25 protein-coding genes, 1 tRNA gene and 1 pseudogene are annotated in these 17,458 nt (G+C 66.9%); 8 read left to right on the top strand and 19 right to left on the bottom strand.

The genetic code is table 11. The features are described from left to right. Nucleotides 1-34: 34 nt before the first annotated feature. A complete protein-coding gene (locus tag ASF32_RS07750) occupies nucleotides 35-1,114 on the bottom strand; it encodes an IS630 family transposase (protein WP_056425902.1) in 1,080 nt (359 codons plus the stop codon). Between the two features lie 116 nt (nucleotides 1,115-1,230). On the opposite strand from ASF32_RS07750, the gene ASF32_RS07745 reads away from it, so the two are divergent. From ASF32_RS07745 to ASF32_RS07735, 4 genes are read left to right on the top strand one after another with little or no spacing between them, the layout of a single operon-like run. Further along, complete coding sequence (locus tag ASF32_RS07745; RefSeq protein WP_056425900.1) at nucleotides 1,231-1,599, top strand: hypothetical protein; 369 nt, start codon at nucleotides 1,231-1,233, stop codon at nucleotides 1,597-1,599. Continuing rightward, on the top strand, nucleotides 1,596-1,925 hold the full coding sequence (locus ASF32_RS07740; protein WP_056425896.1) for a hypothetical protein: 330 nt from the start codon (nucleotides 1,596-1,598) through the stop codon (nucleotides 1,923-1,925). Before ASF32_RS07745 ends, ASF32_RS07740 begins: the two co-directional genes overlap by 4 nt. Beyond that, nucleotides 1,925-2,086 carry a hypothetical protein gene (locus tag ASF32_RS25200; RefSeq protein WP_156467724.1) on the top strand — a complete coding sequence of 54 codons (162 nt, stop codon included), beginning with the start codon at nucleotides 1,925-1,927 and terminating at the stop codon, nucleotides 2,084-2,086. Before ASF32_RS07740 ends, ASF32_RS25200 begins: the two co-directional genes overlap by 1 nt. A gap of 16 nt (nucleotides 2,087-2,102) precedes the next feature. After that, nucleotides 2,103-3,725, top strand: coding sequence for a transglycosylase SLT domain-containing protein (locus ASF32_RS07735; RefSeq protein WP_162239893.1), 1,623 nt, complete (start codon nucleotides 2,103-2,105; stop codon nucleotides 3,723-3,725). 171 nt (nucleotides 3,726-3,896) lie between these two features. Here the strand turns inward: ASF32_RS07735 and ASF32_RS25195 are convergent, their stop codons facing one another. The 17 genes and pseudogenes from ASF32_RS25195 to ASF32_RS07665 form a co-directional block, all read right to left on the bottom strand. Then, complete coding sequence (locus tag ASF32_RS25195; RefSeq protein WP_156467723.1) at nucleotides 3,897-4,067, bottom strand: hypothetical protein; 171 nt, start codon at nucleotides 4,065-4,067, stop codon at nucleotides 3,897-3,899. A gap of 3 nt (nucleotides 4,068-4,070) precedes the next feature. Further along, nucleotides 4,071-4,478: a hypothetical protein gene (locus tag ASF32_RS07730; protein ID WP_156467722.1), complete on the bottom strand. Its 408-nt coding sequence runs from the start codon at nucleotides 4,476-4,478 to the stop codon at nucleotides 4,071-4,073. A 145-nt stretch (nucleotides 4,479-4,623) separates the two neighbouring features. Further along, nucleotides 4,624-5,265: a hypothetical protein gene (locus ASF32_RS07725; RefSeq protein WP_056425886.1), complete on the bottom strand. Its 642-nt coding sequence runs from the start codon at nucleotides 5,263-5,265 to the stop codon at nucleotides 4,624-4,626. Beyond that, nucleotides 5,265-5,837, bottom strand: coding sequence for an HNH endonuclease signature motif containing protein (locus ASF32_RS26820; protein WP_082490383.1), 573 nt, complete (start codon nucleotides 5,835-5,837; stop codon nucleotides 5,265-5,267). The genes ASF32_RS07725 and ASF32_RS26820 overlap by 1 nt, the downstream gene beginning before the upstream one ends. 1 nt (nucleotide 5,838) lies before the next feature. Continuing rightward, nucleotides 5,839-5,928, bottom strand: a tRNA-Ser gene (locus ASF32_RS07715). A 78-nt stretch (nucleotides 5,929-6,006) separates the two neighbouring features. After that, nucleotides 6,007-6,174, bottom strand: a complete 168-nt coding sequence (locus ASF32_RS25910; RefSeq protein WP_210348250.1) for a hypothetical protein — start codon at nucleotides 6,172-6,174, stop codon at nucleotides 6,007-6,009. A 58-nt stretch (nucleotides 6,175-6,232) separates the two neighbouring features. Continuing rightward, a pseudogene (locus tag ASF32_RS25905) lies at nucleotides 6,233-6,421 on the bottom strand (IS3 family transposase); the annotation flags it as partial. A 74-nt stretch (nucleotides 6,422-6,495) separates the two neighbouring features. Further along, nucleotides 6,496-7,902, bottom strand: a complete 1,407-nt coding sequence (locus ASF32_RS07705; RefSeq protein WP_056425879.1) for an amidase — start codon at nucleotides 7,900-7,902, stop codon at nucleotides 6,496-6,498. Between the two features lie 114 nt (nucleotides 7,903-8,016). Then, a complete protein-coding gene (locus ASF32_RS07700) occupies nucleotides 8,017-8,700 on the bottom strand; it encodes a type 1 glutamine amidotransferase domain-containing protein (protein ID WP_056425876.1) in 684 nt (227 codons plus the stop codon). 102 nt (nucleotides 8,701-8,802) lie between these two features. Then, complete coding sequence (locus ASF32_RS07695) at nucleotides 8,803-9,033, bottom strand: hypothetical protein (protein WP_056425873.1); 231 nt, start codon at nucleotides 9,031-9,033, stop codon at nucleotides 8,803-8,805. Between the two features lie 137 nt (nucleotides 9,034-9,170). Beyond that, complete coding sequence (locus tag ASF32_RS07690) at nucleotides 9,171-9,773, bottom strand: TetR/AcrR family transcriptional regulator (protein WP_056425870.1); 603 nt, start codon at nucleotides 9,771-9,773, stop codon at nucleotides 9,171-9,173. Nucleotides 9,774-9,962: 189 nt separating this feature from the next. Then, entirely contained in the window at nucleotides 9,963-10,088 is a 126-nt protein-coding gene (locus ASF32_RS26815) for a hypothetical protein (protein WP_280136547.1), read from the bottom strand. Further along, a complete protein-coding gene (locus ASF32_RS25715; protein WP_162239892.1) occupies nucleotides 10,085-10,291 on the bottom strand; it encodes a hypothetical protein in 207 nt (68 codons plus the stop codon). The genes ASF32_RS26815 and ASF32_RS25715 overlap by 4 nt, the downstream gene beginning before the upstream one ends. A gap of 29 nt (nucleotides 10,292-10,320) precedes the next feature. Further along, the gene (locus ASF32_RS07680; protein WP_056425861.1) at nucleotides 10,321-10,869 is read right to left on the bottom strand and encodes a cytochrome b/b6 domain-containing protein; all 549 of its coding nucleotides are present in this window, start codon (nucleotides 10,867-10,869) and stop codon (nucleotides 10,321-10,323) included. Next, nucleotides 10,866-11,978 carry a catalase family peroxidase gene (locus ASF32_RS07675; protein ID WP_056425858.1) on the bottom strand — a complete coding sequence of 371 codons (1,113 nt, stop codon included), beginning with the start codon at nucleotides 11,976-11,978 and terminating at the stop codon, nucleotides 10,866-10,868. Before ASF32_RS07675 ends, ASF32_RS07680 begins: the two co-directional genes overlap by 4 nt. A 9-nt stretch (nucleotides 11,979-11,987) precedes the next feature. Next, nucleotides 11,988-12,779, bottom strand: a complete 792-nt coding sequence (locus ASF32_RS07670; RefSeq protein WP_056425855.1) for an anti-sigma factor — start codon at nucleotides 12,777-12,779, stop codon at nucleotides 11,988-11,990. Beyond that, on the bottom strand, nucleotides 12,776-13,306 hold the full coding sequence (locus ASF32_RS07665; RefSeq protein ID WP_056425944.1) for a sigma-70 family RNA polymerase sigma factor: 531 nt from the start codon (nucleotides 13,304-13,306) through the stop codon (nucleotides 12,776-12,778). Before ASF32_RS07665 ends, ASF32_RS07670 begins: the two co-directional genes overlap by 4 nt. Before the next feature lie 281 nt (nucleotides 13,307-13,587). Between ASF32_RS07665 and ASF32_RS07660 the strand changes: the two genes are divergently transcribed. After that, the gene (locus ASF32_RS07660; protein WP_056425849.1) at nucleotides 13,588-13,857 is read left to right on the top strand and encodes a hypothetical protein; all 270 of its coding nucleotides are present in this window, start codon (nucleotides 13,588-13,590) and stop codon (nucleotides 13,855-13,857) included. A 218-nt stretch (nucleotides 13,858-14,075) separates the two neighbouring features. On the opposite strand, the gene ASF32_RS07655 is transcribed toward ASF32_RS07660, so the two are convergent. After that, nucleotides 14,076-15,005 (bottom strand): LysR family transcriptional regulator, encoded by a 930-nt coding sequence (locus tag ASF32_RS07655; RefSeq protein WP_056425846.1) that lies wholly within the window; start codon nucleotides 15,003-15,005, stop codon nucleotides 14,076-14,078. 107 nt (nucleotides 15,006-15,112) lie between these two features. Between ASF32_RS07655 and ASF32_RS07650 the strand changes: the two genes are divergently transcribed. The 3 genes from ASF32_RS07650 to ASF32_RS07640 all read left to right on the top strand — a co-directional run bounded on the left by ASF32_RS07650 (nucleotide 15,113) and on the right by ASF32_RS07640 (nucleotide 17,451). Next, complete coding sequence (locus tag ASF32_RS07650; protein ID WP_056425843.1) at nucleotides 15,113-15,871, top strand: SDR family oxidoreductase; 759 nt, start codon at nucleotides 15,113-15,115, stop codon at nucleotides 15,869-15,871. 37 nt (nucleotides 15,872-15,908) lie between these two features. Further along, on the top strand, nucleotides 15,909-16,511 hold the full coding sequence (locus tag ASF32_RS07645) for an NAD(P)-binding domain-containing protein (RefSeq protein WP_056425840.1): 603 nt from the start codon (nucleotides 15,909-15,911) through the stop codon (nucleotides 16,509-16,511). Between the two features lie 103 nt (nucleotides 16,512-16,614). Continuing rightward, on the top strand, nucleotides 16,615-17,451 hold the full coding sequence (locus ASF32_RS07640) for an alpha/beta hydrolase (RefSeq protein WP_056425836.1): 837 nt from the start codon (nucleotides 16,615-16,617) through the stop codon (nucleotides 17,449-17,451). Nucleotides 17,452-17,458 lie beyond the last annotated feature (7 nt).

Raw genomic sequence — 17,458 nt, 5'->3', positions numbered from 1 at the left:
CATTTAACAACTATAGCGCGAAGTTTTCCTGACCCTAGTGGTGCGAGTCTAACACTTGGTGCCCGCGCTTTGCGGCCTGGATGATGCGATCTGGGTCGGCGGTCCAGACGAAGGGCTTCGGGTCGCCGTTGCTCTCGGCGATGAAGCGTTTGATGGCGGCCTGCACCTCGATGAGCGATCCGAACACGCCACGTCGGAGCCGGCGTTTTGCGAGCTTGGCGAAGAAGCCCTCGACGGCATTGAGCCACGAGGCTGAGGTCGGGGTGAAGTGGAAGGTCCATCGCGGGTGGCGGTCGAGCCAGGCACGGACCTTCGGGTGCTTGTGGACGGCATAGTTGTCCAGGATCGCGTGGACGATCTTGCCCGCCGGAACCGCCGCCTCGACCGCGTTGAGGAAGCGGATGAACTCCTGATGCCGGTGGCGCTGCATGCAGCGGCCGATCACCTTGCCCTCCAGCACGTCCAGGGCGGCAAACAGGGTCGTCGTGCCGTGGCGCTTGTAATCGTGGGTGCGCGTCGTTGGCTGGCCCGGCTTCATCGGCAACGGGGCCTGCGTGCGGGCGAGCGCCTGGATCTGGCTCTTCTCGTCGACCGAGAGGACAACGGCATGCGCGGGCGGATCGACGTAGAGCCCGACGACGTCGCGCAGTTTGGCGGCGAAGGCCGGGTCGGTGGAGAGCTTGAATTGCCGGACTCGATGCGGCTGTAGGCCGTGCCCCCGCCAGATCCGCTGCACCGACGAGACGCTGATGGCCGTGGCCTTGCTCATGGCGGCGGCCGTCCAATGCGTGGTCTCGCCGGGTGGTTCTCCTTGCGTTAGAGCCACCACGCGCGCCGCCACCTCCGGCCCCAGCGGCGGGATGCGCGCCGGCCGCGTCTTGTCCCGAAGGAGCCCATCGACGCCCTCCTGCGCGAAGCGGTCCTGCCAGCGCCAGACCACCGTCTTGGACACGCCCGCCTCACGCATGATCGCATGCGTCCCCAACCCATCGGCGCTCAGCAGCACGATGCGGGCGCGCCAGACGTGCTTCTGCGACGTGTTTCGATCCGCAACGAGTGCTTCGAGCCGAAGACGATCCGAGGTGGAGAGCGTGAAAGAGATGCCACTGCGCATCCCGCCAGACTCGCAGGATGGGCCACAAACCAAAACCCTACGCGGACTCAACCGTCAGGGCTCAACCACTAGNAGCGTGAAAGAGATGCCACTGCGCATCCCGCCAGACTCGCAGGATGGGCCACAAACCAAAACCCTACGCGGACTCAACCGTCAGGGCTCAACCACTAGCTGGTGAGCGCACGTGCTGGCGCGGCTCTCGGCTGGCGATCGACTACGAGGCCGGTTGGCTGCTTCCGGGTGAGCCGAAAGAGGTCAATGGCGTCGCCGTCCTTGCCGAGGATCTGCCGGCCGATATCGAGCGCGCTGTGATCCAGCTTGTGGGTGTCGCTGCGTCCATGTCGGGTCGGGACGTGACGATCAAATCCGAGGACGTCGAAGGCGTGGGCAGCCGCGACTTCTATGTTCAAGGCGCGAGCGCGACCCTTCCTCACCCCGAGGCCGAGGCGATCCTGTCTCAGTATCGCAGGATGCTGTTCGCATGACGCCCTCTGGCGCCATCGCCATGCTGGATCGGCAGATTGCCGCCCATGGGCAGCCGGTGACCCTGAGACGCCTGTCCCCGGCCTTCTCTGGCGATCTGAGGGTCTTCTTTCGGGGCTACAAGCCCGATGAGTTGGCCGGTGGCATCCAGCATGGCGACAGTACCGCCGTTCTCTCGCCGACCGGGCTCGATGGCATCAGCTTCCCAGGCCTGCCCAAGGTCAACGACAAACTTGCGGTGTCAGGTCGGGTAAGGAACATCCAGGCGGTCGAACCCGTCGAGATCGACGGCGTTCTGGTTCGCGTGAACCTCTGGCTTCGTGGCTGATGGCAGCGCGCACGTCGGTTCGTCTTGAGCCGCTGGCCCGCGACATCGCCCTTCTCTTTGATGAGGAGCTTTCGCCGGCCGCGCAGGCGCAGAAGCTGACCGAGGCGGCTCGCGAGGCGCTTCTTGATGCGCAGGGTATCAACCGTCAGGCGCTTGGGTAGGCAGCTTGCATCCGACATGGCAGCAGGCGGTGCGGCATACGCCGACGCCATCGCAAAGTCGAAGTTCGACCAGCGGACGATTGGTTTCTCGCCGACCGCTCAGAGCGCGGCGAGCATTAACGAGGACGCTCGCGTCAAGGATCTGAATGCCCTTCGGGATGCCGGCAACAACGCGGCATCTGAGGCGTACCTGAAGGCCGCGCAGTCGATTGAGCAGGTGCGCGTCACGGAGCTCCAGACGCTTCAGTCCCGGACTATCCTTGATGCCGGCACGAATGGGAGCGGTCGGTACTCGAAGAGCCTCGCTGACGCCCCCGCACAGTACCGAGATGCCTACTATCAGTCGTCTCTGGCCTCTGGGGTGAATGCGGACCTCTTGGTCTCGCAAGGCTTCCGCGAAAGCGGGTTCAATCCGACTGCGGTTTCGTCCGCGGGCGCGAGAGGCATCGCGCAGTTCATGCCTGATACAGCGCGCGGGATAGGGCTGACCAACTCTTTCGACCCAATCCAGTCGATCATGAAACAGGGCGAGCTGATGGCTCAGCTCCTCAAGCAGTTCAACGGCAACGAGACCCTTGCGCTCGTTGGCTACAATGCTGGCCCGAAGACAGCCGAACGGTATCGGGACAGCGGGTTTGACCCGAGCGTGCTTCGGAAAGAAACCCGAGATTATATCCCGGCAATCACCACGGCTCGCCCCGGCGCTGAGCAGATGGTGAAGACCTACCAGGATTTGGATCGCGAACAGGAAAACGCTAGCAAAAACTTGGAGAACCTCCGTAATAATTACGGTAAAAACGGCCAAGCGCTCGCTCTCAATGAAGCTCAGCAGGCTGAATACACCCGGCTTATCAGCCAGGGTGTTCCTCCCTTGCAGGCTGCCGCCATGGCGGGCGGCGAACTAACAAAGAAAATCGTTGAACTCGGCCAGTCGGCCAAGATGGTCCAGTTCGCGTCGGACAACCAGTTCAACCGTGAGCAGCTGGGCCGATCGGCATCGGACCAAAACGCCTACGCTCAGGCTCGCTCGCGGATCGGCGACACCACGTCCCCTGAAGCGCAACGGATGATTGCCGACATCAGGGAAACCAATGACCTGATCGATGCCAAGAATTCCGCGTCGAGCGCCTTGAGCGGGTTCGCTCAGGATCTAGCTCACGGGGCGACAGCCGCGCAGGCCGCGGCGAGTGCGCTTGGCCGCCTTGCCGACAGCGTCCTCAACAAGGTCATCGACTCGCTCGTCTCCAGCGCCTTCGGCTCCGTCGCCAAGGGCGGCCTTGGAAGCCTCTTCGGCTTCGCAGACGGCGGCATCATGACCAGCAATGGCCCGCTGCCGCTGCATTCCTACGCGACGGGCGGCATCGCCAACTCGCCTCAGCTTGCGCTGTTCGGAGAGGGCAGGGGACCCGAAGCCTTCGTTCCGCTCCCCGACGGCAAGCGCATTCCTGTTGCGATGTCCCAGCCGGCGAACATGAATGCGGGCGGATCGGTCTCGGTCACGCACTCTCCTCAGTACAACGTGACACCCGCCTCCGGTGTCACGCCAGAGCAGCTTGCAGCCGTGGTCGATCGCAACAATCGCGACTTCGCCAATCGCCTGCCCGCGCTCATCAAAGAAGCCAGCCGGCGTCGGGCCTGATCCAACATGCCGATCTTCTCAGCAACGGTAGCCGCCGCCCTCGTGTGGTAGGTGGCCCGAAGCCATCGCATGACGGGCAGACGAAGCGGCCACGCCGCCTTCGGAGGCAGCACCCAGCCGTTCCGCTCGCCGTCAGCGCGCCAAGCGGCATCGTCATCGTTTCTGAGGATTTCAACGGCCATTTGCGCTCTCCATGATCCAGAGTACGGGCCAGCCAATGGCCCACGCCGCAGCCCAGCGCAGTTGATAGGCGGGGCTCGGATAGACGCGCTGGCGGACTGCGCCGACGACAAGGCCAGCGATGACCCACCAAGTCGCGGCGATTGCTGCTTCTGTGCCCATGGCTCAGCGTCCTCCCTGAGCGGCGGGGAGGGGGGAGGCCATGCCCTGGTAGCGAGGCCTTTTCGCTAGGGCGGAGTAGTCGGGCTTCGCAGCCTTTCTCGCCTCACGCTCCTGACGCTGGTACTCGCGCTCGCCGACGTCATGCTCCTCAAGGATCGGCAGCATCGCATCTCGACGTTGCGCAGGCGTTTTGTCGTCCTGCCCTTCCTCCCAGAGGTAGCCCGTGAACTCGGCCGCTTCAGAGATCAGCCCGCCGAACTGATAGGTCACCTCATCGGCGTTGACGCACGACGAGAGGCGGAGCGATTGCAGATAGCGATCCCCGAACGCGTCGCACGGCTCGCACATGATGCCGGAGTAGAAGTCGCCGTCTGAGCAACCGGCGAGCCTGACGTAGGTCTGGCCGGCCACGATCTCGGATTGGCATTCCGGACAGGCTCTCGCCTTCCGGGCCTTCGGGCGGTGTGTGTTGTGGAAGTCGCCCATCTTCACATCCCCCCAATGTTGGCGGGAAGGCTCAGGCCCAAGCCTGCGGCGAGGAGGAGAGAGAGGGGGGTCATGCTGCGGCCTCCGAGGTGATGACAGCGGAGCGAGCGATCGACAGCATCACGTCCCGGAACGGGAGCGGCGTCGCTTCACGGATCTTCGTCTTGTCCTTGCCGCCGATCATTGCGGCCATGCCGATCCGACGGGCCTTCGCGTAGCCGTATCGCTCCAGGGCAATCGGATGCAGGCGCTGTTCGGCCGGTCCCCATGTCAGGTCGGGCAGAACGGTGCCGACCGCGTAGAGCCATGTCGGCTTGCGCGAGAAGTGCCCGTAGTGACCCTGTTCGACGTAGCAGGTCCATCCGCCGTACATGTCGGCGGAGACCCATCCACCCGCCCGCGGCGGCCGGTTCAGATTGAACGCAGCCCAGGCGTGGCTCTCGGCCGGGTGCTCCAGAACTCCGCCCCACCGACGCACCGAAGCCAGGGCCGCGGCAAAGCAGCCGTCGTCCGCGCCCTTCTCATACTGGTGCGGCTTGCGGGTGCTGCCGTGCCAAAACCGCCCCCAGCGCTGGCACGGTGAATGGCAGACGACGGGATGCGGGCCGGCATAGGTCCGAGCGTCACGCGCTTGGTCCCAGACATCGACGCCGGGAAGGTTCGCATAGCAGCCGTCGGGCTGAACGTAGAGGGCGGCGATGCGGATGCCCATCAGACCGTCCCTCCGGTGCGAAGGGCCGTCTCGTTGGCAAACTGATGCAGGTCGGCCTTCGCTCGCTCGTAAGCTTCGGCCGCCGCCTCGCCCGTCTTGAAATACCCGAGCCGGTGCCTCTTGCCGCGAACCGTGATCGTGGCCTTGAACCGCTTTCTGACAGGGTCATAAACCGTGCCTGCGAAGCCGCAGGCAGAACGCTTCCGCTTGTGGACGTTCTCCATGTTTTGCGATTGATCGCATTCGCGAAGGTTCGCGATGCGGTTGTCGCCGCGGTCGCCGTTGATATGGTCGATGCCTTGAGCGGGCCATTGCCCATGGGCAAACAGCCACATGAGACGGTGAGCGCGGTAATTGCGCTTCCATAGGCGGACGAGGACATAGCCTCTATCGTTCGCGAACCCAGCGACATGGCCGGCACGCTGCCCTACCAGCCAGTGGAATTGACCGGTGTCGAGGTCCGCTCGCAGAACCTGAGCTAGGTCTTCTAATCCCGGATTATGTTCGCCGGTGGGGTAACTGGTAGGGTGGGAGACACCCCGAACCGAATTTCCCTTAGTATTCAGAGCCATCTGGCGGAAGGGGTGGGATTCGAACCCACGGTGGAGTTGCCCCCACGGCGGTTTTCAAGACCGCTGCCTTAAACCACTCGGCCACCCTTCCAAGCCGTTGCGCAGGCTAGATCATTTGCCTTCGCGGATGCTTGGATTCTTCGTCCGTCGCAGCCGGATTTATACCCAATCATCCGGCCGCCTTGTCTATGGCGGCGCGCATGGCAGCGTCAACCTTCGCGGCGGCATCCTTCTGCATTCCGGGCATCACGCGGGAGTACAGATCGAGGGCGATGCCGATGCTGGAATGGCCGAGGCGCTCCTGCGCGATCTTGGGGTGGATGCCGCTCGTCGACATCTGCGTCGCGTGGCTGTGCTGCAGGTCGTGGAAGCAGATGTGAGGGCAGGGCGGTTGGCAGGGCCTCGGGGCTGCCGCTCCGGTGGGCCGCGTACCGGCGGTAGAAGGTGGCACGCGAGATACCGGGTTTCTCCAGGGTGGCCCGTACCGGCAGGTGAGACGGCTCGACCAGCCGGATGATCTCCAGCTTCCCGGGGACCGGATACCTCGTGCCCCGTCGCCCCTAGCCCCGCCCATGCCCTTTTCGAGCAGGCATTTCCGCCGTTCGACCTCCGGTCATGGCCGGGGACCCCGAAGCGCTCTCCGGCAGGTTCCCGCCCGTCAAAGGCTCGGGTGCAGGCCGCGGACTGTGCTGACGCTCTCCAGTACCGCGGCGGCGTGCAGGATCGTGGTCTCTGCCTGCCAGCGCCCCACCAACTGCACGTTGATGGGCAGACCCTCCCGGCTGGTCCCGAAGCGCATCGACAGCCCGGGCAAGCCCGTCACGTTCAGGGGCACCGTCGCGCCCTGCAGGTAGGTCAGGTCGACCGTCTCGCCGTTGACGACGAGTTCGGTGATGCCGTGTTCGTGCGCCGGCACCGGCAGCACCGGGGTGAGAAGGACGTCGTAATCTCGGAAGTAGGTCGCATAGCCGTCCCGGAGACGCTCCGCCGCCTGCTCGGCCGCGATGTAGTCCTCCATCGAGGTGTCGGGCAGCGACAGCATGGTCTTGGCCATCGTGTACATCTGGTCCTCGTGCCCGGCGGTCGCCTCCCGGAAGGCCGGCTTCATCTCCATGACGTGGAGCTTGTTGAACACGTCGAGGGCGAAGTCGCGCTCCAGTGCCGGGATGTGGACCTCCTCGACGGGGTGCCCCTCGCCCTTGAGCGCCTCGGCCGCCGCCTTGACGGTCGCCACCACCTCCGTGTCGATGGGACCAAAGCCCGGCCCGACCATCCAGCCGACGCGAAGCTTGCGGTCCGGCGCGGCGCCGATACCGGCGTCGAACGGGACGGCGCCGGTCGCGAAGGCGTCCAGTCCATCGGGGCCGGCCAGTTGCGAGAAGGCGAGCGCGAGGTCGCGGATGCTGCGCGCCATCGGCCCGACATGCCAGAAGCGGCGGGGCGCCCGTGGCCAGATGCCGGTCATCGGCACGCGCCCATGGGTCCCCTTCAGGGAGACGATGCCGGTCTGCGCCGCCGGTCCGCGTACCGAGATGGCGAGGTCGGTGCCGAGGCCCAGCGGCGACATGCCCGCCGCGATGGCCGCCGACTCGCCGCCGCTCGATCCGCCCGGTGTGCGGGTGAGATCCCAAGGATTGTTCGAGCGGCCGGAGAGCAGGTTGTCGCTCTCGATCCAGTAGGAGAACTCCGGCAGGTTGGTCTTGGCGAGCAGGATGCCGCCGGCCTTCTTCATGCGGGCGACGCTGGTCGCGTCGGTGTCGGGGGTGCGGCCCTTGAAGATGGGTGAGCCGCGCTGGGTCATCACGCCGGCGGTGTCGATGGAATCCTTGACGGTGAACGGCACGCCGTGCAGGGGGCCGAGTTCCCTGCCAGCCATGACCGCTGCCTCGGCCTCCTTCGCGACGGAAAGCGCATTCTCCGCGATGGTAACGATCGCGTTGATCTTGGAATCGACCGCCGCGATGCGGTCGAGATGGGCCTGCACCACCTCGACAGGCGAGACCTGCCGGGTGCGGATCAGCTCTGCGAGACGGGTCGCGTCCGAGAAGAGGATGTCGGTGGCCATGGGATGAGATCCTTCGAGACCGCCGGTGCGGCCGGATCGCGCTGGCTCGGCCAAGCGACGATCATGGTTCGAGCGGGTGGTCGGGTGCGGGCGCCACCTCGGGCGCCCACATCCTCAGCGGTTCGCGAGGTGGGCGACGAGGCGCTCGGCGGCTGGGCCGGAGGAGGCCGGGTTCTGGCCGGTGACGAGCAGGCCGTCCGTGACGACGAAGGGTCCCCAATCGGCTCCCTTGGCGTAGAGGCCTCCGTTCCGCTTGAGCTCGTCCTCGACCAGGAATGGAACCACCTGGGTGAGACCGACGGCCTCCTCCTCGGTGTTCGTGAAGCCGGTGACGTTCCGGCCTTCGACGAGGGGCTTCCCGCCTTCCGCCTTGGCATGGCGCAGGACGCCGGGGGCGTGACAGACCAGGGCTACGGGCTTGCCGGCGCCGAGCGTCGTTTCGATGAGCCTGATCGAGGCCGGGTCCTCTGCGAGGTCCCAGAGGGGCCCGTGACCGCCGGGATAGAAGACGGCGTCGAAGCCCTCGTGGCCGACGGCGTCGAGCCTGCCCGTCTCGGCGAGGACCGCCATGGCCGCCGCGTCGGCTTCGAAGCGGCGCGTCGTGTCGGTCTGGAAGCTCGGCTCGGCGCTCTTCGGATCGAGCGGTGGGCGGCCGCCCTCGGGCGACACCAGGACCACCTCCGCACCCGCATCCTTGAACACGTAGTAGGGGGCCGCGAGTTCCTCCAGCCAGAAGCCGGTCTTCCGGCCGGTATCGCCGAGGCGGTCGTGCGAGGTCAGCACCATGAGGATCTTCATCGTTGTTCTCCGGATCTTTCGCTTGGGGTGAGCAGGACGTCTTGGGTTATCGGGCCTTTCGCCGGGTCCGCACTGTGGCGGCTCGGGGAAGGTGGACCGGCGCTATCGCGCCTTTGCGGTGCGTCCCGTGGCCGGATCTCGCACCGGCGCCGCCTGCGAGGGGCGGAGTTCCGGGCTCGCGCCACGGACCTCCTCGAACCGGGCCATGCGGACGGCGCCGATCGTCTCCAGGGTGATCCGTTCCTGCGCAGTTGCTTCCGGCATGGTCAGGAACGCCATCAGCCCGGCAAAGGGGAGGGTCGCGGCAACAGATGTCTTCGTGTGGTGGGGCATGGGTTTTCTCCATCTGGGTTCTGTTCGCCGGCCGGCCCGAGGAAGGTGATTGTCTGCCGGTAAAAAAATAGACCGGTCGTCTCGTTTTTGGGCCTGGTAAAAGGTGGTTCTCGGCAACGTCGGAATGAGGGGGGGGGTCAATGCGAGCTGAGGCCGAGGATGCGCCGGGTCGTCCCCATGGCAGCCTCGAACGGTGCGTCGGTCCGGACGATCTTGGCCATCAGGCTCGCACCCAGCCAGACGTGGTAGAGCATCTCGGCGATCGTCCGCGGCTCGCCCTCGCCTGTGAGCGAGCCCTCCGCCACGCCCGCCGCGATCGCTCCCGACAGGCGTTCGATGATCCCGGTGGTCCCGCTCTTGAGGGCAAGGCGCATGGCCTCGGACAGGTCCGAGACCTCCGCCGCGAGCTTCACCGCGAGGCACTTGCGCTGGTCGTCGATGCTTCCCTGCGTTGCCTGCCATTTCCGCCAGTAGTTCATCAGTCGCTCGGCATGGCTCAAGCCGGGCTCAGCGAGGGTTGTGTCGAGATCGGCGAGGTAGCTTTCGAAGTAATCCGCCAGAAGAGCCTCGCCGAAGGCCTCCTTCGAGCCGAAATAGTGGTAGAACGACCCCTTGGGCACGCCGGCCGTGGCCAGGATCTCATTGAGACCGACCCCTGAGAAACCCTTCGCGCCCACGAGGCCGTAGGCGGTATCGAGGATGCCCTGTCGTGTGTCGGTATGTGCGGTGACGCGTGCCATGACCCATAACTAGCCTGAATTAGACCGGTCGTCTAGAGGGTGCGCTCCATTTTTTGCTGGAGGCGCTTTTATGTGCCGCCGGGCCAAAGAACCGATCCTGCCGCGGTTCTCATGGGCCGGACCGGCCTGCGCCGCACCAAGGCCGAGAACCTCGACCGCGAGGAGGCCGAGCAATCGCCGCAGCCAAGCTCAGACCGAGACCGGCGTGCGGAACGGCGAGTAAGTCGCGCGGTAGCTGCGCGGGCCGATCACGGGAAGCAGGAGGTTTCCGGCCCAGCCCGGCATCCGCGCGGTGCGGGACAGGCGATCGGTCATGGCCTGGACATGGGCCACGCGGGGCCGGCGCAGCGCTTCGTAGCGCGGATCGACCGTGCCCCACTCCGCCCGCTGCGCGAGCGGAGCGCGTCTTCCAGGCCGAGTTGGCCGAGAGCCTGGACCGCGTTGCCCGGCAGGTTGATGGCCAGGCCCTCGATGCCGCCGCCGGCGATGAGCACCCTGCCCGTTGCGCGATCGTTCACCGTGTTTCGCCTTGCAGCCTGCCTCGACGTTACTGGGACCGGGACGCCGTCGGGCGCGCGACCATGCTGGAGAAGACGCCATCCCGGCGGATCAAACCGTGCATCAGGGCCGCCCCCAGATGGGCGAGGACGAGACCGAACAGGGTGTAGGCCAGGAGTGTGTGAAGCGGACGGAGCCACGCATAGAGGCTTGAATCGCGCGGCAGGATCGGCGGCAGGACGAGGGAGCCGGCGAGCCCGATTGGATAGCCGGCCGCCGACAGCATCGCCCAGCCGACCAGCGGCAGAGCGAGCATCAATCCATAGAGCAAGACGTGCGAGACATGAGCCGCCCGCCGCTGCCAGCCCGGAAGGTCCGACGGCAGGTCGGGCGGGGGATGGCGCCAGCGGTTGAGCAGGCGCAGCAGCGCGAGGACCAGGATGCCGATCCCGAGTGGGCGGTGCAGCGCGACCAGGGTGTGGTAATGCGCCAGCGAGGTCACCATCGCCACGCCGATGAACAGCATGGCGAGGATCAGGGCCGCCATGGTCCAGTGCAGCAGCCGGGCCGGCAGGTTGAAGCGCGCGGTGTGGCTCACAATCCGGCTCCCGATGCTGGCGTGTTCTGGACGGCGCTCGGCGTTTTCGGTTCGCCGGCGCGGCGCGTGAAGGATTGCGAATAGGCCGCCGAACGGGCGCTGAGCAGTGGATCGTCCGATCCCACGATGCCTGCGGGCAGGACGAGAGGATCGAAATTGACGTCGCGGCAATTGCCGTCCGCTTCCGGCTGCGTGTCCGCGACGATCACGGTCCCGACGTCCAGGCTCTGCCGCTCGACCGGCCAGGGAAGCGTCGCATCCGCCGTGGGGTCGCCGGGCTGCCCCAGGGTGACGACGAGATGCCACCGCACGGGCGCCCGGCGGACGGCAGAGTCGAAGTCGTCGAACAGAACGTTCTTGTCCGCGCGAGCCCTCTGGGCCGGGTTCTCCGCCGTCGCGGCCCGTTCCGGCACGAACGCCCAGCGCACCGGCGTCCGGGTCCCGTCCGCGGCGATGAACCGGAAGGCGTTCAGGCTCCGGAAGGTGTCGTCGGCAAAGCCTGAGGTGATGGTTCGCGCCTTGATCAGGGAAGACGCTTTCGCGCTCTCGGGATGCGCGGCGAAGAACGCCTTGAGCGCCTCGGGATCGGGCTTGCCTGTCGCCGGATCGGGCTTGGCGGCGAGAAGCTGCGCGTAGAACCCCTCCGGGCTGCGGACCGGGAAGACCGGAATGTCGTTGTTGCCGGTGCGCCATTCCTCGCCGTCGGGAAGGTGGAAACGCAGCGCGAGGCTGCGCACCGTCGTGGCCGCGTCCGCCGCATAGGGCTGGCCGCCCGCCAGCGCGATGCGGCCGGTGACGGGCGTGACCTGTCCCGCAGTGAAGAGCGACGCCGTCGACACATGCGCGCCCCGGCCGCTGCTCTCGAAGCGCCCGGCGAGGCAGAGCCCTTTGGCGTGGTTGCGCCGAAAGCCCGGATGGGGGCCATTCACCTGCTCGAAGCGGTCGACGATCCGCGCCTGGGTCAGGTCCCCCGGAGAGAGCCAGCCGCCCGCATAGGCGAAGGCCCCCGTCGTGCCGGCGACGAGCGCCCCGATGGCGGCGAGGCGGAGACCAGCGGCACGCGGGCTCAAGGCCGGATCGGCCCCGGTGAGGTCGTTCAGGAGGGACATGTCGGGCCTTCAGATGGCTTTCGCGGTGGCGCGGCGGATCTCGTTGGCGAGGGGGTGCAGGATCGTGGGGTCGGCCGCACCCACGAGGCTGTAGCCGAGCCCGTCCTGGGCCCAGGCGTAGCCGTTCGACGTCTCCGTCGTGTGGGCGCGCATCGGCGCGTCGCCGGGAACGCTCATGGGCCGCATCAACATGACGAAGCGCGCGCCGTGCCCATCGTCGTACATCAGCAGCCCGGCGGGTCCCTGCTGCGTGGCGACGAGACGCCCGCCCATGAGGCGGTAGCCGGAGCCGCTCAGGTCCGGCACGGCCACCGGCCGCTTCATCCGGGCGGAAAACCAGCCGGCGAGTTCGTCGCGGTCGGCAGCGGCGAGCTCGACGGGGCGGGTGTGGTCGGGCGCATAGACCGCGTAGTTCACGCTCGCGGACTGGGCCAGCGCCTCGATGCCGGTGGGCACGGGCGAGACCACCTCACGCAGGCCCCAGCCACCGGCGCCTCCGACGAGGAGCAGCAGCCCCGCCGCCATCGCCTGCCAGATCGGAGAAGCCTGCCAGATCGGATGTGCCGGCCGGCGGCGCGCCTCGACGATGCGCGCCAGGTTCAGCCGGGCCGGCACCGGCTCGGCGGCGATGGGCGCGAAGGCGGACCGCATGTCCTCACGCAGGGCGACCATGCGCTCGACCCGGATCCGCGCCTCGGGATGGGAGTCGAGATAGGCCTCGACCTCACGCTTCCGCGCCGTATCGAGCCGCTCGTCCACGAGGCCCTGGAGATCGTCGTCACCGATCGGACGCATGCTCATTTCACCCTCCGCAGGAGCGGGCGCTTGGCGGGGACGGAGGCTTCGGTGCCGTCCATCGACTGGATCATCCGGTCCCGGGCTCGGGACAGGCGGGACATCACGGTCCCGGTCGGAATCGCGAGGATGTCGGCGGTCTCGGCGTAGGACAGGCCCTCCACCGTCACCAGAAGGAGCACGCTGCGCTGCTCTTCCGGCAGCGCGTCGAGCGCCGTCATCAGGTCCCGGTGGCGCAGGCCGCTCTCCTGCGTCGGCGCCACCGCGAGGTTCGCCTCCGCCGTGTCCTCGATCGGCATGTGGGCGCCGCGGCGGGCGCGCTGGCGCATCTGCGTCACGGCGAGATTGTGGAGGATGGCGAAGAGCCAGGTCCGCGCGTCGCCGTCGGCCTGGCGCTGGTGCCAGCGGGTGACGGCCCGCTCGAGGCAATCCTGCACCAGATCGTCGGCATCGGTCGGGTTGCGCAGGAGGGCGTGCGCGTAGCGGCGCAGGGCCGGGATCAGCGGCTCGATGAGGCGCATCATGTCCATCATCTCCTGTCTCCTGGCATGGGCGGGGCTCCAGTCGGCACGCTGGCCGGACCGAACGGATTTCGGGGCCGGCGACAGGGGCATGGACGCCGCGAAATCGTGTTTATTCCACGTCTGCACGAAAAACTTCGCACCCGGCACCGAGTATTCGTTCACGGGATATGGTCCCGATCATAGCGTTGGAATTTTTCGATAGGGTCATGGAATAAGCAGACGAAGACGTCGTCTGTCCGGCATCACTGCTCGACGAGATCGGATCGAGCAGGAATCACCGGAGACCTGACATGACGATGATCAAGACCTTTTCGGCCGTCGTTTTCGCGTCCGCCTGCACGCTCGCCGCCCTGACCGGGGCCTCTGAGGCCCGGCCCACCCCGCATCGGATGGAGAGCCCGACGATCACCGGCTCGATCCCGGCGCCGGCGCAATTCGCGTATTGGCTCGGCGGGCCGGACACCGACAGCGGAAACGCCAAGAACCCGGCTCTGCCGGGCTATGCCCAGGCCCGTGGCCAGGAGACGGGCGGCCCGGCCCGCGAGCTGATCCCGAACTAGAGCGCTCACCGCCGAAATGGCTGCCGGTTCGGCGAAAAAGAGCGCGGCAAAACAAAGCCCTAGAGCCGCACCCGACCCAAGGTGGCCGGGCGCAGCTCTAGGGCCATGCCGGCCCATGGCGTCCGTATCCGGCCGGATCGGGCGCCATGCCACGTCGGACGTCGGTGCCAGGACATCTGCCTAGTACAGGACACCGGCCTGGTGCAGGACACACGAACCTAGAGACGGTGCCCCGCGAAGCGCTCGGCGAGACGCCGATTCCTGAACGCCTCGATGACCCAGTCGACGAATGCGCGGGTCTTGGCAGGCAGCAGGGTTCGGCTGGCGTAATAGAGCGAGATCGCTCCCGCATCGGCATACCACCCCGGCACCAGCTGGATCAGGCGGCCCGCCTCCAATGCCGGCAGGACGTCGGGCACCGCCAGCATGGTGACGCCCAGCCCGAGAAGAGCCGCTTCCTGCATCGCCGCCGGGTCGTTGACGACCATGGTCGCAGACAGGTGCGCTGGCATGTCCTCGCCTGCGGGATTGCGCATGGTCCATTGCTGGAGGCGGCCGGTCCGGAGCGAACGCTGGACGATGCCTTGGAGCGGTTGAAGCCCGGTCGGATCGTCGGGACGTGGGCGGCCTTCCATGTAGGCCGGCGAGGCGACCGCGATGACGTGCGCGGGGGCCAGAGCATGAGCGATGAGACCGGGCGCCAGGTCGAACCCGGCACCGATCGCGGCGTCGTAGCCCTCCGTGACGAGATCGACCCGACGGTTCTCGAAATGCCATTCCGGGCGGATCAGAGGATAGCGTTCGAGGAACGGCGGCAAGAGCGGCAGGATGTGCATCGTGCCGAATGTCAGGGCCATGCTGACTTTCAGGGTACCGGCCGGTTCGCCGCCGGCGGTGGCGATCCCGGCGATGGCCGCCTGGATGCCTTCCAGATTGTCCGCGACGGCGAGGCGGAAGGTTTCGCCCGCTTCCGTCAGACTCAGCTTCCGCGTCGAACGATGAAACAGCCGCACACCGAGGTTCCGCTCCAGCACGGCGACGTTCCGGCTGACGGCGGCCGGAGTCAGCGACAAGCGCCGGGCGGCCTCGGAGAAGCTGCCGTGCTCCGCGCTGCGGATGAAGGATTCCAGGTTCGCCAGGGTTTCCACGATGCCACCTTCAAGGGATGATTGAAGGTGTAGCAACCCGATCCCGGCTAAACCAAGCGCAATACCTCGGCCATATTCGCTCCAACCAAGAGGACAGGAGCAGCATCATGGGCCAGGACCCGCAACCGCTCGCCGGCAAGGTGGCCCTTGTCACCGGCGGATCGCGTGGCATCGGCGCCGCCATCGTTCGTCGTCTCGCGCGTGACGGCGCCGATCTGGCCTTCAGCTATTCCGCATCGCGGGAGCGGGCCGACCGGATCGTCGCCGAATTGACGGCATCGGGACGCCGCGCCATCGCCATCAGGGCCGACCAGGCTGACGCATCCGAGGTCGCCGGCCTGGTCCGCCAGACGCATGCCACGTTCGGTCGGCTCGACATCCTGGTCAATTCGGCCGGCGTCTTCGTCACCGGCATGGTGGACGATCCGGAAGCCGACCGTGCCGCGTTCGATCGGCAACTCGATATCAACGTGAAGGGCGTCGCCGCCGCGGTCCGCGCTGCCGTTCCGCTGATGACGCATGGGGGACGCATCGTCTCGATCGGCACGACAGGGGCCGTGCATGTCCCCTTCGCGGGTGCGGCGGACTACGTCGCCACGAAGGCGGCCGTGGCGGCTTACACGCGGGGCTGGGCACGGGATCTCGGTCCCCGCGACATCACCGTCAACCTCGTCCAGCCGGGTGCGATCGACACCGAGATGAACCCCGAGGACGGCCCCTTCGCCACGACACTGAAGGGCCTCGCGGCCCTCGGCCGCTACGGCCGTCCGGAGGATATCGCCGGAGCGGTCGCGTTCCTCGTCGGTCCCGACGCCGGGTACGTCACGGGCGCCACACTGAATGTCGACGGTGGCCAATCCGCCTGACGCCTCCTCTCGACCTCCCTCGCAAGGACACCTCTCCATGCCCTCCATCGGCATCATCGGCGCCGGCCAGATCGGCCGTGCCATTGCCAGCGCCCTCGCTCGGCACGGGATTCCGGCGATCCTCGCGAACAGTCGCGGTCCAGACAGCCTCGCCGAGGCCATTGCTTCGTTAGGCCCGACGATCACGCCCGGCACGCGCGAGGACGCCGCCGCCCGGGACATGATCATCGTCGCGGTCAATTGGTCGAAGCTGCCGACTGCGCTGGGCGGCCTGCCGGATTTCGGCGGCCGGATCGTGGTGGACGCCAACAATCCGATCGAGACACCGTCGTTCGAGCCGGTGGATCTCGGGGGCGTTTCGTCCTCCGAGATCGTCGCCACCCTGGTCCCCGGCGCCCGGGTGGTGAAGGCGTTCAACCATGTCCGGCCACCGCTCCTGGCAGGCGATCCGGCCAGCGAAGGCGGTCGGCGCGTCCTCTTCTATTCAGGCGACGATGCCGAGGCGAAAGCGACGGTTCGTACGCTCATCGACCGGCTCGGCTTCTTCGGCATCGACCTCGGTTCTCTCGCGGATGGCGGCCGTCTTGCACAGTTCCCAGGGGGGCCATTGCCGGCCCTCAACCTCGTCAGGTTCGCTTGATGACGATGCGGCCAAGCACAACAGCCTTGTCACACCCCTGAAACGACCCCCGCTCTACGCTCCATCGATCCGTACTGCTTCGGCAAACAGCAGGAACACGACCATGCCCTACGTCTCTACATCCGACGGCGTCGACATCTTCTTCAAGGATTGGGGGCCGAGAGATGCGCCAGCCATCGTCTTCCACCATGGCTGGCCGCTCTCCTCCGACGATTGGGACACGCAGATGCTCTTCTTCCTCGCGAAGGGTTTCCGGGTGGTCGCACATGACAGGCGCGGTCACGGTCGCTCGGCGCAGGTCTCTGATGGGCACACGATGGACGCTTACGCCGCGGATGCGGCCGCCGTCGTCCGGCACCTCGACCTGCGCGACGCCGTCCATGTCGGCCATTCCACCGGGGGCGGTGAGGTCGCCCGCTATGTCGCCCGGCACGGTCAACCGGACGGCCGCGTCGCCAAGGTCGTGCTCGTCAGCGCCGTGACGCCGCTCATGCTCGAGACCGCCGACAATCCGAGCGGCCTGCCGGTCGAGGTCTTCGACGGTTTCCGTCAGGCGCTCGCCGCCAACCGGGCGCAATTCTTCATCGACGTGCCGACAGGGCCCTTCTACGGCTTCAATCGCGATGGCGCGACGGTGCAGCCCGGCGTGATCACGAATTGGTGGCGCCAAGGCATGATGGGCAGTGCCAAGGCACATTACGACGGCATTGCGGCCTTCTCGGAAACCGACCAGCGCGACGACCTGACGTCGATCACCGTCCCGACCCTCGTTCTGCACGGCGAGGACGACCAGATCGTGCCGATCGGGGCGGCGGCGCGGGAATCGATCAAGCTCCTCCGGAACGGGACCCTGAAGACCTATCCCGGCTTCAGCCACGGCATGCTGACCGTCAATGCCGACACGCTCAACGCCGACATTCTCGCCTTCGTGAGGGGGTAGGTTCTCC

Source organism: Methylobacterium sp. Leaf91 (genome assembly GCF_001422815.1).
In the GTDB taxonomy this organism is placed as follows: domain Bacteria; phylum Pseudomonadota; class Alphaproteobacteria; order Rhizobiales; family Beijerinckiaceae; genus Methylobacterium.
This window is presented reverse-complemented; position numbering and strand designations above follow the sequence as displayed.

Coding starts and splice junctions, on each gene's coding strand:
- ASF32_RS07750 (WP_056425902.1), bottom strand. CDS start 1,114: ATGCGCAGTGGCATCTCTTTCACGCTCTCCACCTCGGATCGTCTTCGG.
- ASF32_RS07745 (WP_056425900.1), top strand. CDS start 1,231: ATGGGCCACAAACCAAAACCCTACGCGGACTCAACCGTCAGGGCTCAA.
- ASF32_RS07740 (WP_056425896.1), top strand. CDS start 1,596: ATGACGCCCTCTGGCGCCATCGCCATGCTGGATCGGCAGATTGCCGCC.
- ASF32_RS25200 (WP_156467724.1), top strand. CDS start 1,925: ATGGCAGCGCGCACGTCGGTTCGTCTTGAGCCGCTGGCCCGCGACATC.
- ASF32_RS07735 (WP_162239893.1), top strand. CDS start 2,103: ATGGCAGCAGGCGGTGCGGCATACGCCGACGCCATCGCAAAGTCGAAG.
- ASF32_RS25195 (WP_156467723.1), bottom strand. CDS start 4,067: ATGGGCACAGAAGCAGCAATCGCCGCGACTTGGTGGGTCATCGCTGGC.
- ASF32_RS07725 (WP_056425886.1), bottom strand. CDS start 5,265: ATGGGCATCCGCATCGCCGCCCTCTACGTTCAGCCCGACGGCTGCTAT.
- ASF32_RS26820 (WP_082490383.1), bottom strand. CDS start 5,837: ATGGCTCTGAATACTAAGGGAAATTCGGTTCGGGGTGTCTCCCACCCT.
- ASF32_RS25910 (WP_210348250.1), bottom strand. CDS start 6,174: ATGTCGACGAGCGGCATCCACCCCAAGATCGCGCAGGAGCGCCTCGGC.
- ASF32_RS07705 (WP_056425879.1), bottom strand. CDS start 7,902: ATGGCCACCGACATCCTCTTCTCGGACGCGACCCGTCTCGCAGAGCTG.
- ASF32_RS07700 (WP_056425876.1), bottom strand. CDS start 8,700: ATGAAGATCCTCATGGTGCTGACCTCGCACGACCGCCTCGGCGATACC.
- ASF32_RS07695 (WP_056425873.1), bottom strand. CDS start 9,033: ATGCCCCACCACACGAAGACATCTGTTGCCGCGACCCTCCCCTTTGCC.
- ASF32_RS07690 (WP_056425870.1), bottom strand. CDS start 9,773: ATGGCACGCGTCACCGCACATACCGACACACGACAGGGCATCCTCGAT.
- ASF32_RS26815 (WP_280136547.1), bottom strand. CDS start 10,088: ATGACCGATCGCCTGTCCCGCACCGCGCGGATGCCGGGCTGGGCCGGA.
- ASF32_RS07675 (WP_056425858.1), bottom strand. CDS start 11,978: ATGTCCCTCCTGAACGACCTCACCGGGGCCGATCCGGCCTTGAGCCCG.
- ASF32_RS07670 (WP_056425855.1), bottom strand. CDS start 12,779: ATGAGCATGCGTCCGATCGGTGACGACGATCTCCAGGGCCTCGTGGAC.
- ASF32_RS07665 (WP_056425944.1), bottom strand. CDS start 13,306: ATGATGGACATGATGCGCCTCATCGAGCCGCTGATCCCGGCCCTGCGC.
- ASF32_RS07660 (WP_056425849.1), top strand. CDS start 13,588: ATGACGATGATCAAGACCTTTTCGGCCGTCGTTTTCGCGTCCGCCTGC.
- ASF32_RS07650 (WP_056425843.1), top strand. CDS start 15,113: ATGGGCCAGGACCCGCAACCGCTCGCCGGCAAGGTGGCCCTTGTCACC.
- ASF32_RS07645 (WP_056425840.1), top strand. CDS start 15,909: ATGCCCTCCATCGGCATCATCGGCGCCGGCCAGATCGGCCGTGCCATT.
- ASF32_RS07640 (WP_056425836.1), top strand. CDS start 16,615: ATGCCCTACGTCTCTACATCCGACGGCGTCGACATCTTCTTCAAGGAT.